This is a genomic window from Streptomyces sp. A01 (genome assembly GCF_059026195.1).
The window spans coordinates 16,394-31,256 of the sequence record NZ_JBWLKN010000012.1 but is presented as its reverse complement, the minus strand read 5'-3'; the positions used below and the strand labels follow the sequence as shown (position 1 = coordinate 31,256).

Below are 14,863 nucleotides of genomic sequence, written 5' to 3'. Positions count from 1 at the left end.
TTCCTGGGGGCCGGCCCCCAGGCGCCTCGGTCCTCAAGCACCGGACGGGCTCCACACGATGTCCTCAAGCGCCGGACGGGCTGTTGGGTGCTGGGCGGGCTGGTTTGCCCTCAAGCGCCGGGCGGGCTGGTTGGTGCTGGGCGGGCTGGGAAGTCCAGCCCGCCCGGCGCTTGAGGGGCGTGGGTGTCCCGGTGGGGCCGGTCTCTGGGGGTGAGGGTGTCCCCTCCTGGTCCGCGAGGTTCAGCGGGGCCAGGGGAACCAGGCCGGGCCCGGGCCCGTTGTTGGCTGCGCGATCGCCGGGGCTACTCCGTGCGGAGACCTTCCGGGCGCATCATCCGCCACAGAGGCGGCAGACTCACGAGTGTCACCAGGGCGATGACACCCGCGCCGATCCCGACCATCGGCAGGAACGACGTCCAGTCGGCCACCGGGCGATCGGCCAGCCGCAGCAGCACCCAGCCGAGGCCGAGCCCGCCGAGCACCGACAGCGCGAGGCCGAGCACCACGGGCACGGCGGTCTGCCACAGCACCGACCAGGCGAGGGTGGAGCGCCGGGTGCCGAAGGCGACCAGCACGGACAGCAGCCTTTTGCGGTCCCGTAGTTGCTCCAGCATCGTCACGACCATGCTGGCCCCGATCAGGAGCAGCGTCGCACCCGCGCCGACGAACAGCCCGGTCTGGATGCCTTCGAACTGCTCATCGCGCTTGGTCTCGGTGTACGTGATGACCTGCGCGACAGGGTCGATCCGCATCGCCGTGTTGCGGACGCGCTCGACGGCGCCCGGCTGCTTCGGGTCGGTTCGCATCTCCACCAGCACCCACGGATCGCGCAGGGCGCCCGCCGGCACGGCCTTCGGAGTGGCGAGGACGCCCTGGACCACGCCGCCCGACGGGTCGGTCCGCTCGCCGACGGTCTTGGCCGAGGCGGGGATGGTCCACAGCTGCTCCTTCTCACCGGCCAGGTAGTCGGGGGGCGTGAAGGCCACCCGGGCCCCCGGCTTGGCGAACGGGTACGAGCCGACGTACCTGCTGACGAAGACGTCGCCGTCCGAGCAGGAGCCGATCTCCGCCAGCTGGCGCAGGCTCGCGCAGTCGCCGACGGTGAGGGACTCGCTCGGGGCCTTGGGGTCCTCACGGTCCGTGCCCGGCTTGCCCAGCGTGGTCTCGACCCTGCCCACCACGCCGCGTACACCCGGCGTCTCGCGGAACGCGTTGACCATGCCGGTCGCCGCCCTGCCGTCGCGTACGGAGCGGCTTACGCCGATCTGCGCCCTGTCGGTGTCCTGGCCGGTGGAGTCGGTGTACTCGCTCTGCACACCGGCGAAGAGCATCTGGATCGCGATGGCCCCGGCCACCGCGACCGTGACGCCGCTGACCGTACGAGCGGCCGTGCCGCTGCTCAGCTGGAGCCTGCGGGTGGCCAGCTGCCAGGGCAGCGATCCACCCCCGAAGCGGTCCACGGACCACTCGACCAGCCACGGCAGCAGCGCCGTCACACCGAACAGCACCAGCACGGCGCCCGCGGCGACCTGGTAGACGTTGAGTTCACTGCCGGAGGCGTAGCTGACCTCGCCGGCCATGGGCAGCAGCAGGGCGAAGCCGATGGCGGGCAGCAGCAGCCGCCACCAGACCCGGCGCCGCCGGGTGGCCGCGTCGCGTACGACGCCCAGGGGTTCGATCGTGATGCCGCGCAGCGCGAGCAGGGTGACCAGGACGGCACAGGCCGGGACGGCCAGCGCGATCACGGCGGCGAGCGTGGGGTGGGGCGACACGTCGGACGGGAAGACGTTGATGTCCCACACCGTGACCGAGCCGACGAACCGCTGTCCGGTCAGGAAGATCCCGAAGCCGACGGCGAGCCCCAGCAGCGACCCGACAAGGGCTTCACCGGCGGCGATCCGGCCGGTGCTGGAGAGGTCCGCGCCGACCAGTCGCAGCGCGGCCAGCCTGCGGTCGCGCTGTTCGCCGCCGAAGCGTACGGCCGTGCCGATGAAGATGGCGACCGGCATCAGCAGGACCACGCAGGTCATCACGATGAGGAGGACGAGCGCGGCGCTGAGCGGCGGCGACGGGCTGTCGTTACCGAAGTGGTCGATGCGGAGAGCGTTCTTCTCGGTGAGGGTGTCGCTGCCCGCCACGTACACCAGTTCGGCCGGGCCCGTCAGGCCCTCGTCCCCGATGGTGCCCACGACGCGGCTGTTCAGCCGTTCGCGCAGCAGTGCGCTGCCGGGATCGTCGAGGAGATCCTTGAGCGCGGGGGAGACCACCATCTCGCCCGGGCCCGGAAGCTTGGAGACGCCGGGCGGGGCGGGGGCCTTGGGGCCCTCCGCGCGGACGAGCGCACCGGTGATCTCGTCGTCGTGGAACTCGGTGCCCGCTGAGGCGTGGAGCAGGGTGTTCTCGGCGGGCTCGACCGTCGTGCTGTACACCGCGCGGGCCTGGCCGCGGTCGTCCCGGTTGCCGAGGATGCTCGGCACCGAGGCGGCCACCAGCAGCAGTGCCACCCCGAGACCGACGCCGAAGGCGGTCAGCAGGGTGCGGGTCCAGCCCTGCCGTCCGCCGGTGACCGCGAAGCGCGCGCCGAGGAGGAGGTCACGCCCCCAGGAGGCCAGGCCGTCGGCGCCGGGCGCGTCCGGTATCGGGCGGCGGGTGGTGTCATCGCTCTTGAGCAGCGTCATACGACGCCCGCCATGTCCCGTGCCTTGCCGTCCCGTACGACGACCTCGCGGTCGGAGTAGGCGGCGACCCGCGCCTCGTGCGTGACCAGGACGACGGCGGCGCGGGTCTCCCGGGCGGCGTCGGTCAGCAGCTCCATCACGCGCTCGCCGTTGAGCGAGTCCAGCGCGCCGGTCGGCTCGTCGGCGAAGAGCACGCGCGGGGTGGTCACCAGTGAGCGGGCGACGGCGACCCGCTGCCCCTGTCCACCGGAGACCTCGCCGGGGCGCTTGCCGCGGACGTCCGTGACCTCAAGGCGCTCCAGCCACTCGGCGGCGCGCTCCTCGGCCTCCTTGCGCCGGACGCCGTTCAGCCGCAGCGGCAGCGCGATGTTCTCCAGGCAGGTCAGCTCCGGTACGAGCTGGCCGAACTGGAAGACGAAGCCGAACTCGCCACGGCGCAGCGCGCTGCGCTGCCGGTCCGGCATCGACGACAGCTCGCGGCCGTCGTACGTCACGGTGCCCGCGTCGGGCCGCACGATGCCGGCGAGGCAGTGCAGCAGCGTGGACTTTCCGGAGCCGGAGGGACCCATCACCGCGACGATCTCGCCGGGGTGGATGGAGAAGTCGGCGCCGTCCAGTGCGGGGGTCGGCCCGTACGCCTTGTGGAGCGCGTTGGCGACGAGCAGCGAACCTGCGGGGGTCATGCGAGGACCGCCTTGCCGAGCTGGTCGAGGCGGGCGGCGGTGAGTTCCAGCCACCGCAGGTCCGCTTCGAGATGGAACAGCGCGTGGTCGCAGATGAGCTGGTCGGCGAGATCGCCGCCGCGCTTGCGCTGGGTGAGTTCGCGCATCATCCGCAGGTGCTCCGCGCGCTGGGTGTCGAGCACGTCGGCCGCGTCGCGGCCGGTGAGCAGCGCGAGGACGACCTTGGTGTAGAGGGTCGACTGGAGGTAGGGCTCGGGCTTTTCGGGCTGGGCGAGCCACTGGCCGACGTCGGTGATCCCGGCGTCGGTGATGGCGTACCGCTTGCGCTCGGGGCCGCCGCCGGTCTCTATGCCGTCGACCTCCACGAGCCCGTTCTTCAGCAGCCGGGACATGGTCGAGTAGACCTGGCCGTAGTGCAGGGGCCGGTCGTTACCGAAGCGCTCGTCGAAGGCCCGCTTGAGGTCGTAACCGTGGCGCGGACCAGACTCCAGGAGTCCGAGAAGGGTGTGGCCGATTGACATGCGGAGGACTCTACACCATGGGTATACATGCGATGTATACCTACGAGGAATAGTGACTTTGCGCAGGTCAGAAGCGTTGTTAAGGGGTGAGGTCGGGTGGATTCCGGGTTGTCGTCCGGTAAGCGGAGGGAGGGGAGCGGCGTCAGCCGGCGGTGGGCTCCGCTGGGCCGGGGACCCCGCCGCCGGCTGAGCCGTCGGCTGGATCGTCGGTGTGCTCGTCCGCGGGCGCGGTGGCTGGGCCGTCGGGCGCGTCGGCGGCCGGGCCGGACCGGCCGGCGTTCCCCGCGGGCTTCGGGGGGCGGCCGCGGCGCGGTAGCGCGCCGGTGTCCTTCGGCAGACGGCCCGCGTCGGCCAGCGCCTTGCGCAGCAGGAACTCGATCTGCGCGTTCGCGCTGCGCAGTTCGTCGCCCGCCCAGCGGGCCAGTGCGTCGTGCACGGCGGGGTCCAGCCGCAGCAGCATCTGCTTGCGCTGCTGCGGCCGTCGCCTGGGGGTGTCCTCGGTCACTGGTACAGGGTGCCGGTGTTCAGCACGGGTTGCGGGGAGCGGTCGCCGCACAGCACCACCAGCAGGTTGCTGACCATGGCTGCTTTTCGCTCCTCGTCCAGTTCGACGATCTCCCGCTCGGCGATGCGGGCCAGCGCGTCCTCGACCATGCCGACCGCGCCGTCCACGATCTGCCTGCGGGCGGCGACCACGGCGCCCGCCTGCTGCCGCTGGAGCATCGCCGAGGCGATCTCCGGCGCGTAGGCGAGGTGCGTGAAGCGGGACTCGATGATCCGTACGCCCGCGGCCTCGACCCGGGCGTGCAGCTCGATGGCGAGCTTCTCGGTGATCTCCTCGGCGTTGCCGCGCAGCGAGAGGGCGTCCTCGTCGTGCGCGTCGTACGGGTACTCGATGGCGATGTGCCGGACGGCCGCCTCGGTCTGGGTGGAGACGAACTCCAGGAAGTCGTCCACCTCGAACTTCGCCTGTGCGGTGTCCTCGACCTTCCAGACCACGACGGCGGCGAGCTCGATCGGGTTGCCGTACGCGTCGTTGACCTTCAGGACGGCGGTCTCGTGGTTGCGGACCCGGGTGGAGATCTTGTCGCGGCTGGTGAGCGGGTTGACCCAGCGCAGGCCGTCGGTACGGATGGTGCCCCGGTAGCGGCCGAAGAGCTGGACGACCCTGGCCTCGCCGGGGGCGACCATGTTCAGCCCGCACATGGCGAGGAACGAGCAGATCGCGATCAGCACGCCCGCGACGATCAGGGCCGCTCCGCCCCCCGCGGAACCGCCCTTGGCCAGCACGACTCCGAGGGCGAAGACGCCGCCGCCCACGCACAGGCCGAGCAGGCCGAGCGTCAGGGCGAGTCCGCCGCTGACGCTGTGCGCGGGCATCTCGCGGACGTGGGGTTCGGGCATCGCGGGCAGGTCGGCGTCGCCGGTCGTGCGTGGGCTGTGTGGTGAGGTGCCGGACATGGTGTCCCCCGGTTCTGGTGGCAGCGGATCGGTCGGTCCGCGTCTAGCAAAGTGATATCACTTTAACCGGTGGAACAACCCTCCGCACCTCTCGTTCGTCGGTTCCCATGGAACAGGTGCTGATTGTCACGTCCCGAAATAGCTTGATCGATGAGGTTTTGGCGCCAGTTGCGGTGTTAGCTTCATGAGCTGAGCTTTCGGGGGGCGAAGACTGGAGCGGCGGGAGAGATGGGTCGAGCTGAGGAGCGGCGGGCGCGCACAAGGGGCGGCCGCCGTACGAGGACGAAGCCGGCCGCGGCGGCCGGCAAGAAGAGCGGCATACGCCGGTTCTTCACCTGGAAGAAGCTGCTCGCCTATTTCTTCGGCGTGATCGCCCTCGGCATCGGCGCCTTCGCCGCGCTCTACTTCACCGTCGAGGTCCCCACGGGCAACGCGGCGGCCAAGGCCCAGAGCAATGTCTACCGCTACAGCGACGGCACCGTCATGGCCCGCACCGGTGAGATCAACCGCGAGTCCGTCCAGCTGTCGAAGGTCCCCAAGGACGTGCAGCACACCTTCGTCGCCGCCGAGAACAAGAACTTCTACAGCGACTCCGGCGTCGACCTCAAGGGCACCACTCGCGGCATCGTCAACACCCTGCTCGGCAAGGGAAAACAGGGTGGCTCGACCATCACCCAGCAGTACGTCAAGAACTACTACCTCACCCAGGAGCAGACCGTCTCCCGCAAGGTGAGGGAACTGGTCATCTCCCTCAAGGTGGACCAGCGCAAGTCCAAGGACGACATCCTTGAGGGCTACATCAACACCAGCTACTACGGGCGCGGCGCGTACGGCATCCAGGCGGCGGCCCGCGCCTACTACGGCAAGGAAGTAGAGAAGCTGACGGTCGAGGAGGGCGCGTACCTCGCGGCTCTCCTCCAGGCCCCCAGCCAGTACGACTGGCAGGCGGCGGGCCCCAACGGCAAGCGGCTGGTCCAGCAGCGGTGGAACTACGTCCTGGACAACATGGTCGAGCAGGGCTGGCTCGACTCCGGCGACCGCGAGCGCATGAAGTTCGCCAAGCCCGACCCGCCGAAGGCGACACCGGAGCTCGACGGCCAGCGCGGCTACCTGGTCAGGGCCGCCGAGCAGGAGCTGATCCGGGCGGGCGTGAACGAGCAGGACCTCGTCGCCGCCGGAGGGTGGGACATCACCCTCAACATCGACCGGGACAAGCAGCGGGAGCTGGAGAAGTCGGTCAAGAGCGAACTGCTCGACGACCTGGACCCGAAGGCCCGCGCGGTGGACGGGGACGCGCAGGCGGGCGCGGCCTCGGTCGACCCCAAGACCGGCAAGGTCCTCGCCCTCTACGGCGGCGAGGACTACACCAAGCACTTCGTCAACAACGCCACCCGCGAGGACTACCAGCCCGCTTCCACCTTCAAGCCGCTGATCCTCGCCTCCGCGCTGGAGAACGACGCGCGGACGCAGGACGGCACAGCGATCAGGGCGAGCACCGTCTACGACGGCACGAGCGAGCGGCCCGTCGAGAACAGCGACACCGCGTTCGCGCCGCCCAACGAGGACGGCAGGGACTACGGCCCCATCTCCGTGCAGAAGGCCATGAACAAGTCCGTCAACTCCGTCTTCGCGCAGATGGCGGTGGACGTCGGCCTCGACAAGGTCAAGCAGACAGCGGTCGATCTCGGCATGAACGACAAGGCGGGCGGCTTCGACGTACGGCCCGCGATGTCCCTCGGCGTGATGGGTGCCAGCCCGCTCGACATGGCCGGGGTGTACGCGACACTCGACAACCACGGCAAGAAGGTCACGCCGTCGATCGTGAAGTCGGCGGAGAAGCGCGACGACAAGGCCGACCTGCCGGACCCGATCGGTGACGAGGTCATCAGCCGCGGCACGGCCGATTCCCTGACCTCCGTCCTGACCGGCGTCGTGGCCGACGGCACGGGCTCGGTCGTACGCACCGAGGGCCAGGCCATGGCGGGCAAGACCGGCACCTCGGACGACAACAAGTCGGCGTGGTTCGTCGGCTACACCCCGGACCTGGTGACCGCCGTCGGCATGTTCGGCGAGGCCGACAAGACCAAGGGCAAGGTGAAGAAGGGCGACCAGGTCAGCCTGCGCGGCACGGGCGGCGGCGGCCGTGTCAACGGCGGTGAGTACCCGGCGGAGATCTGGGCCGCCTACACGAAGGCGGCGCTGAGCGGCGACTCCGCGTCCGCGTTCGACCTAGACACCGACATGGGCGCGGCCGTCCCGCCGACCCCCCGCCCGACCACCGCCCCGCCCAGGACCACCGCGCCGCCGAAGCCGGACCCGACCACCTCGTCACCGAAGCCGGACCCGACGACGACCAGCCCGACGCCGGACCCGACGACGACGAGCCCCGATCCGGACCCGACGACGACCAGCCCCGACCCGGACCCGACGACAACGAGTCCGGACCCCACCGGCGACCCGACCGTCGATCCGACGCTGCTGCCGCAGCATGATCCGCGGGGCAGGAAACCCAAGTAACGACGACGCCGGCGGCGGTGGCTCGGCCACCGCCGCAAGCGCTGTCACGCGCGGCACGCGCGGCGCGTAGGGCGCGCACCCCAGGACCCAGCCGCCACGGCGGCGGCAGCGGCCTCAGCCGCCGTTGACCGTGGTGGCGATCCGGTCGCCGACCTCCTTGTCGATGCTGCGCCAGTACTGGAGGGCGCGGTCGAGCACCGGGCGGCTGACCCCGCCCAGCAGGTGTCCGGAGACGTTGCGCACCAGGCGGTCGCGGGCCGCGTCGTCAAGGACCTGGCGGACCATGGTGCCGGGCTGGCCCCAGTCGTCGTCCGCGCCGCGCAGCTTGTACGCCTCGCGGACCATCTCGCCCTCCGTCGCCCAGCCCGCGGGCTCGCCGAAGCGCCGCGGGTCGGCGGCGGGGCCGCCGTGGGAGTTCGGGGCGTAGACCGCGCCGACCCGGTTCGGTTCGAAGCGCATCGGGCCGTCCTTGGCGTAGGAGTACACCGGTACGCGCGGCCGGTTGGGCGGGAGCTGCGCGTAGTTGGGGCCGATGCGGTACCGGTGTGTGTCGGGGTACGAGAAGAGGCGTCCGAGCAGCATCTTGTCCGGGGACGGGCCGATGCCGGGCACCAGGTTCGACGGCTCGAACGCGGCCTGCTCGATGTGGACGAAGTAGTCCTCGGGGTTCTTGTCGAGCGTCATCCGGCCGACCTCGATCAGCGGGTAGTCGCCGTGCGGCCACACCTTGGTCAGGTCGAACGGGTTGAAGCGGTAGTCCGGGGCGTCCGCGAACGGCATGACCTGGACGAACATCGTCCACGACGGGGCGTCGCCGGAGGCGATGGACTCGTAGAGGTCGCGCCGGTGCTTGTCGGCGTCCGAGCCCGCCAGCGCGTCGGCCTCGTCCTGCGTCAGGAACTCGATGCCCTGGTCGGTCTTGATGTGGTACTTGATCCAGAACTTCTCGCCGCCACCGTTGACCCACAGGTAGGTGTGCGAGCCGTAGCCGTTCATGTGCCGCCAGGTCTTCGGTACGCCCCGGTCGCCCATCAGCCAGGTGACCATGTGCGCCGACTCGGGCGAGAGCGTCCAGAAGTCCCACTGCATGTCGTTGTCGCGCAGCCCTGTCGCCGGGTGGCGCTTCTGCGAGCGGATGAAGTCCTGGAACTTCATCGGGTCGCGTACGAAGAAGACCGGGGTGTTGTTGCCGACCAGGTCGTAGTTGCCGTGCTCGGTGTAGAACTTCAGCGCGAAGCCGCGCGGGTCGCGCCAGGTGTCCGGGCTGCCCTGCTCACCGGCGACGGTGGAGAAGCGGGCGAGGAGCGCGCAGCTCTTGCCGGGCTGGAAGAGGTCGGCCTTCGTGAACTGGCTGACGTCGTTGGTCACCGTGAAGGTCCCGTACGCGCCACCGCCCTTGGCGTGCACGACGCGCTCGGGGACCCGCTCCCGGTTGAACTGGGCCATCTTCTCGATGAGGTAGTGGTCCTGGAGGAGGATCGGTCCATCGGGACTGACGGTCAGTGAGTGCTCGTCGCTCTCCACCGGGATGCCGGCGTTGTTCGTGGTGTACCGGCTGTGCTGTGCGGAGTCGGTCATCGGGAACGTCTCCCATCGCGAGGTGAGGTGCTGTCCGCAACGTCCACGGACGCAAGTCAACTCCCGCGACGGCGCGTCGGCAACAGCTTGGACGGAGTCCAGAGTTGAACGCGGTCGCGGCGCGGCGCGGTGGGGATGCGGACGTGGTCGGGGGCGGACGGCGAGCCGCCCGCCCCCGCACCCCGGAGTCAGACCCCGGTGCCGTGCCTGCGCCGCGTCGCCTCAGGCGCGCTCGGGCGCCGGGCGCGGCGGCATCGCCAGCTCGAACCACACCACCTTGCCCGTGCTCAGCCGCGTCGCGCCCCAGCGCCTGGCCATCCGGTTCACCAGGTACAGCCCGCGCCCACCCTCGTCGGACGGCCGGGCCTGGCGCAGCCTGGGCAGCTGGGGCACGTCGTCGCCGACCTCGCAGCGCAGCACGTCCGTACGCAGCAGCCGCAGGGTGATGGGGCGCTCGGCGTACCGCACGGCGTTCGTGACCACCTCGGAGACCAGCAGTTCGACCGCGTCGGTCAGCTCCTCCAGGTCCCAGCGGGACAGGGCGCGCCTGGCCAGCCGCCGGGCCTGGCCGGCCGTCTGGGCCTTCGGGTCGAGGAACCAGTACGCCACGTCGCTCGGCGCGATGCCCTCGAAGCGGGCGGCCAGCAGCGCGACGTCGTCGTCACGGTCGCCCGGGCCGAGCATGTCGAGCACCTCGTCGCACAGGGCCTCAAGCGGCGGCGGATTCGGGCCGGTCAGCCGGGCCGTCTCGGACAGCCGCTCGCGCAGCTGGTCGATGCCGGTCCACACATCCCGTATCCGCGACTCGACCAGGCCGTCGGTGTACAGCATGAGCGTCGCGCCCGCCGGGGCGTCCAGCTCGACGGCCTCGAAGTCCACCCCGCCGACCCCGATCGGCGCGCCGGGCGGCACCCGCAGCACCTCGGCCCGGCCGCCGCGGTGCAGCAGCAGCGGTGGCGGATGCCCGGCGTTGGCGATGACGATGCGGTGCGCGACCGGGTCGTAGACCGCGTACAGGCAGGTGGCCATCCGGTCGGTGCCCAGGCGCTGCGCCTGCTCGTCGAGGTGGTGCAGCACCTCCTGCGGGGGCAGGTCGAGCCCGGCGAGGGTCTGCGCCGTCGTCCGCAGCTGGCCCATGATCGCCGCTGACGTCATGGAGTGGCCCATGACGTCGCCGACGACGAGGGCGACCCGGTTGCCCGGCAGGGGGATCGCGTCGTACCAGTCACCGCCGACCCGGGCGGTCTCGGCCGCGGGCAGGTACCGGCTGGCCAGCCGGACCCCGGTGGGCTGGGGGAGCGAGTCGGGCAGCATCGTGCGCTGGAGCTCATCGGCGATGTACACCTCCCGCCCGTACAGCACGGCCTTGTCCACACCGAGCGCGGTATGGGTGGCCAGCTGCGCGGCGACCAGCAGGTCGTCGCGCTCGAAGGAGGGCCGGTCCGGGCGGCGGATGAAGACGGCTGCCCCGGTCACCCGGCGGCGGCCGCGCAGCGGAGCCAGGATCGTCCGGTGCCCCATCGCCACGCTGCGGCCGTCGCCCAGCAGTTCGGGCAGCGCCGCGCGGGCCGCCGCAGAGTCGCCGAACAGCGGCCTGACGCCACGCAGCACCTCCGCCAGCGGGCCGCCCGTCCGCACCTCGCACAGCTCGGCGGCGGGGCCGCCCCCGAGCGCCGGGGACAGATCGGGGCCCGAGGGCAGCAGCGGCAGCCGGGCACCTTCGGTGTCGGGCTCCTCCGGGATGCGGTCGGTGCGCCGCAGCCGCAGTATCACCGGGTCCACGGGGCGCTCGTCGCCGACGGGCAGCGGGTCGCGGAGGTAGACGAGGATCGCGTCGGCGAAGGTGGGCACGGTGGCGCGGCACAGGCCCAGCACGATCTCGTCGAGGTCTATGCCGCGCGCGATGCGACGGGTCGCCGCGCCCACGTAGCGCAGCCGTTCGCCGCCGCGGGCGGCCAGCGCGGTGGCGTCGGCCTCGGCGGCCGTGACCGGTGCCTCGGGCGCCGGCTTGCCGGGTACGGGCCGCTGGCCCGCCGCCGCGTCGGCCGGGCGTCCCAGCGGGGCGGGCAGGCCGCTCGGCGGTATGGCCGGGGGTGGTGCCAGGTGGTGCGGTTCCGCCTCGTGCCCGGCAGGGCGTGGCCGGTGGTCAGGGCCTGGCTCGGGCCCGGCGGCCGGGCCGGGGCCCTGCCCCAGTCCGGTGCGGGGGTCTGGGACCGCGCCGTGGGCGTCCTCGGGCATGGCGGCGCCCGAGGCGGCCGCGGGTGCGGCCGCCTGCCGGTGCTCGTGGGAGGTGGGATGCTCCGTCACGCGTGGGTTTCCATCCGTCCGGGGCCGTACGCCCGTATCGCTTGGGCGCACCGATCAGGCGCGTCGTCGGCAGTGCAGGAAGAGCTGGAGCTCGGGCGGTACGTCCGTACTGGCCGGGGCGTACGCGCGGGAGTCCTCCGCGATGACATCGAAACCCGCGTCGAGCACGATCTGGCGCAATTCATCCCGCAGGTAACCGGTTACCCGGATCGAGTTGCCCAGGAACGGGATCGTGTAGTCGTCGACGTCCGCCTCGACCATCGACAGCGCCAGCAGGCCCTGTGGTGCGAGCAGTCCCCTCAGGGTGCGCAGGGCGTGGGGGATCTCCACGCGCGGCAGCATCAGCAGGGAGAAGAAGGCCGCGATGCCGTCGAACTGCCCGAGGTCGGACTTGCCGCCCGGGCCGTAACGGCCGCCGGGCCGCAGAGCGGCGATGTCGGCCAGCTGGAAGGCCGCGCCCGGCACGTTGTCGCGGGCCAGCTTGAGCATCCCGGGCGATATGTCGATTCCGAGGACGTCGTGCCCGGCGTCCACCAGCTGCCGCGCCGTGGGCAGGCCGGTGCCACAGCCGAGGTCGAGGACGCGTGCTCCCCGCGGCAGCGACTCGGCGAGCCACTGGCCGGAACTGAGCTGCCCCTCCTTGTGGGGAAACGCCTCGTCATACCGGTCACCGATCGCGTCGAACGCTTCCGCTTGTCCGCTGCGATCGATCTCCAACCGGCCGTAGTCCTCGTGTCCCTCATAGCTGTCACCGCTCACGACCTCGCCCTTCTGTGACCGCACGTCAAAATCTGTACTTTGTTCGTGAGTTGCGTTTGATTGTTTCCTGCCGGAGCAGAGTTGCGGAGGACGATCCTACGTTTGGAGCCCAGGTGCACATCAAGAGGCATGTGACCTTGGGTGCGCCAGCGTGCGGTGCCAGTCTGCCGGGAGGGTCGGTACCAGCCATCTCGGGTCCGGCCGCCAGTCCTCCCAGCCCTCCCGGAATGGTGCCCCCCAGGAGTCGATGAGATCAACAGCGTCCTGGCCCGCGGCCCGTACACGTGCCGCCTGGCGTGGGGGCATCAGGCCCGCGCGCTGCGCCTGCGCGAACTCGTCCTCGTCCTTCCATTCCCAGCTGTGGTCCGGGTAGACCGCGATGTCCAGGAAGTGGTCCTCCGAGTCGATGCCCCTGCCCCAGCGGACGCGCGGCTCCTCCAGATTCACGTACCAGTTCTTGAACCGCCAGCCGCGGTCCCAGAACAGCCACACCGACCAGGGGTCGCTGGGCCGGGCGAGTTTCAGCACGCCGGTGCCGAACCAGCGGGAGAAGGCGGTCCTGCGGGGCTTGGTGTAGCGGGTGCCGAGCGGTTCGAGGTGGACGGCGGTGCCGTCGGCGAGCTGCGGCTTGACGCACACGGTACCGGCGGCGAGCCAGACGGCCAGCAGCTCGTCGGTGTCCTGGACAACGGTGACGGGGCGGCAGATGTGGATGCTCTCGGAGGCGTTGGCCCGGTAGCGCCACAGGATGTGCTCTCCCGGCGCCCAGTGGGCGGCGCCTGCCGGGCCCCTCGTCTCCACCGCGTCCGCTGTCATGAGCAGATCTTAGGGGCGCCCGGGCCGCCACGCCGTGACGTATCCCATTTCCTGGTGCCGCCGCGGCCCGTTCCCGCCGGTAAGCGGGCAGCCGCGCCGCAGCCACCGCACCAGGGCGGCGGTCGCGGCGCGGCGGCTCCCGGTCGTCAGGGGTGTGTCATGCGCAGCACGTCCAGCGCCTCGTCGAGCTGCTCCAGGGTGAGCAGGCCGCGGTCGACATAGCCGGATTCCAGGACGACCTGACGGATGGTCTTCAGCTCCGCGAGCGACCGCTTGGCGACCTTCGCGGCCTCCTCGTACCCGATGTACCGGTTGAGCGGGGTCACCACGGACGGCGAGGACTCGGCGTACTCACGGGCCCGCTCGACGTTGGCCGTGATCCCGTCCACCGTGCGGTCGGCCAGCAGCCGGGAGGCGTTCGCCAGCAGCCGGATGGCCTCCAGCAGGTTCTTGGCGATGACGGGGAGCATCACGTTCAGCTCGAAGTTGCCCGCGGCGCCCGCCGCCGCCACCGTCGCGTCGTTGCCGGTGACCTGCGCGGCGACCATCAGCACCGCCTCAGGGATGACCGGGTTGACCTTGCCGGGCATGATCGAGGAACCGGGCTGGAGGTCGGGGAGGTTGATCTCGGCGAGCCCGGTGCGCGGCCCCGACGCCATCCAGCGCAGGTCGTTGCAGATCTTCGTGAGGCCGACCGCGATCGTACGGAGCTGGCCCGAGGTCTCGACCAGGCCGTCCCGCGCGCCCTGCGCCTCGAAGTGGTTCCTGGCCTCGGAGAGCGGCAGCCCGGTCGCACGGACGACCTCGGCGATGACGGCGGCGGCGAAGCCGGGCGGGGTGTTGATGCCGGTGCCCACGGCGGTCCCGCCGAGCGGGAGTTCACCCAGCCGGGGCAGCGAGGCGTGCAGCCGCTCGACACCGTACCGGATCTGCGCCGCGTAACCGCCGAACTCCTGGCCCAGCGTCACCGGCGTCGCGTCCATCAGATGCGTCCGGCCCGACTTCACCACCTCGGCGAACTCCTCCGCCTTGCGCTCCAGCGACTCGGCGAGGTGGCCGAGTGCCGGAATCAGGTCACCGGTGACGGCGGCGGTGGCGGCGATGTGGAGGGAGGACGGGAAGACGTCGTTGGAGGACTGACTGGCGTTGACGTGGTCATTGGGGTGCACCGGGCGGCCCAGGCGCTCGCTCGCGAGAGTCGCGATGACCTCGTTGGCGTTCATGTTGGAAGAGGTGCCTGAGCCGGTCTGGAAGACGTCCACCGGGAAGTGGTCGTCCCACCCGCCGTCGGCGACCTCGGCCGCCGCGTCCGCGATGGCCTCGGCGACGTCCCCGTCGATCACATCGAGCCCGGCGTTGACCGTGGCGGCGGCCGCCTTGATCTGCGCGAGTGCCTGGATGTGTGCCCGCTCAAGGCGCTGCCCCGAGAGGGGGAAGTTCTCCACCGCCCGCTGGGTCTGCGCCCGCCACTTGGCATGCGCCGGGACCCGCACCTCACCCATCGAATCGTGCTCGATCCGGTACTGCTCTTCGGTCATCGTCG

The 14,863-nt window shown here is 71.2% G+C and carries 10 protein-coding genes and 1 pseudogene; 1 reads left to right on the top strand and 10 read right to left on the bottom strand.

The features are described 5' to 3' along the window. Positions 1-302: 302 nt before the first annotated feature. From AC5P1B_RS17890 to AC5P1B_RS17870, 5 genes and pseudogenes are all read right to left on the bottom strand, one after another. Positions 303-2,678: an FtsX-like permease family protein gene (locus AC5P1B_RS17890; protein WP_493888251.1), complete on the bottom strand. Its 2,376-nt coding sequence runs from the start codon at positions 2,676-2,678 to the stop codon at positions 303-305. Next, positions 2,675-3,361, bottom strand: coding sequence for an ABC transporter ATP-binding protein (locus AC5P1B_RS17885; RefSeq protein WP_493888249.1), 687 nt, complete (start codon positions 3,359-3,361; stop codon positions 2,675-2,677). The genes AC5P1B_RS17890 and AC5P1B_RS17885 overlap by 4 nt, the downstream gene beginning before the upstream one ends. Continuing rightward, entirely contained in the window at positions 3,358-3,882 is a 525-nt protein-coding gene (locus tag AC5P1B_RS17880) for a PadR family transcriptional regulator (protein WP_493888248.1), read from the bottom strand. The genes AC5P1B_RS17885 and AC5P1B_RS17880 overlap by 4 nt, the downstream gene beginning before the upstream one ends. A 280-nt stretch (positions 3,883-4,162) precedes the next feature. After that, positions 4,163-4,387: pseudogene (locus tag AC5P1B_RS17875) on the bottom strand (type II toxin-antitoxin system antitoxin); the annotation flags it as partial. Continuing rightward, positions 4,384-5,343 carry an SPFH domain-containing protein gene (locus tag AC5P1B_RS17870; RefSeq protein ID WP_493888247.1) on the bottom strand — a complete coding sequence of 320 codons (960 nt, stop codon included), beginning with the start codon at positions 5,341-5,343 and terminating at the stop codon, positions 4,384-4,386. The gene AC5P1B_RS17870 and the pseudogene AC5P1B_RS17875, both read right to left, overlap by 4 nt. Positions 5,344-5,571: 228 nt before the next feature. On the opposite strand from AC5P1B_RS17870, the gene AC5P1B_RS17865 reads away from it, so the two are divergent. After that, positions 5,572-7,860 carry a transglycosylase domain-containing protein gene (locus AC5P1B_RS17865; RefSeq protein WP_493888246.1) on the top strand — a complete coding sequence of 763 codons (2,289 nt, stop codon included), beginning with the start codon at positions 5,572-5,574 and terminating at the stop codon, positions 7,858-7,860. A 114-nt stretch (positions 7,861-7,974) separates the two neighbouring features. On the opposite strand, the gene AC5P1B_RS17860 is transcribed toward AC5P1B_RS17865, so the two are convergent. The 5 genes from AC5P1B_RS17860 to AC5P1B_RS17840 form a co-directional block, all read right to left on the bottom strand. Next, a complete protein-coding gene (locus AC5P1B_RS17860; protein WP_493888245.1) occupies positions 7,975-9,438 on the bottom strand; it encodes a catalase in 1,464 nt (487 codons plus the stop codon). A 222-nt stretch (positions 9,439-9,660) separates the two neighbouring features. After that, the gene (locus AC5P1B_RS17855; RefSeq protein ID WP_493888244.1) at positions 9,661-11,745 is read right to left on the bottom strand and encodes a SpoIIE family protein phosphatase; all 2,085 of its coding nucleotides are present in this window, start codon (positions 11,743-11,745) and stop codon (positions 9,661-9,663) included. Between the two features lie 54 nt (positions 11,746-11,799). Then, positions 11,800-12,504 carry a class I SAM-dependent DNA methyltransferase gene (locus AC5P1B_RS17850; RefSeq protein ID WP_493888426.1) on the bottom strand — a complete coding sequence of 235 codons (705 nt, stop codon included), beginning with the start codon at positions 12,502-12,504 and terminating at the stop codon, positions 11,800-11,802. Between the two features lie 120 nt (positions 12,505-12,624). After that, a complete protein-coding gene (gene fomD / locus AC5P1B_RS17845) occupies positions 12,625-13,320 on the bottom strand; it encodes a cytidylyl-2-hydroxypropylphosphonate hydrolase (RefSeq protein ID WP_493888243.1) in 696 nt (231 codons plus the stop codon). A gap of 146 nt (positions 13,321-13,466) precedes the next feature. Beyond that, positions 13,467-14,858: a class II fumarate hydratase gene (locus tag AC5P1B_RS17840; protein WP_493888242.1), complete on the bottom strand. Its 1,392-nt coding sequence runs from the start codon at positions 14,856-14,858 to the stop codon at positions 13,467-13,469. Between the last annotated feature and the right edge of the window lie 5 nt (positions 14,859-14,863).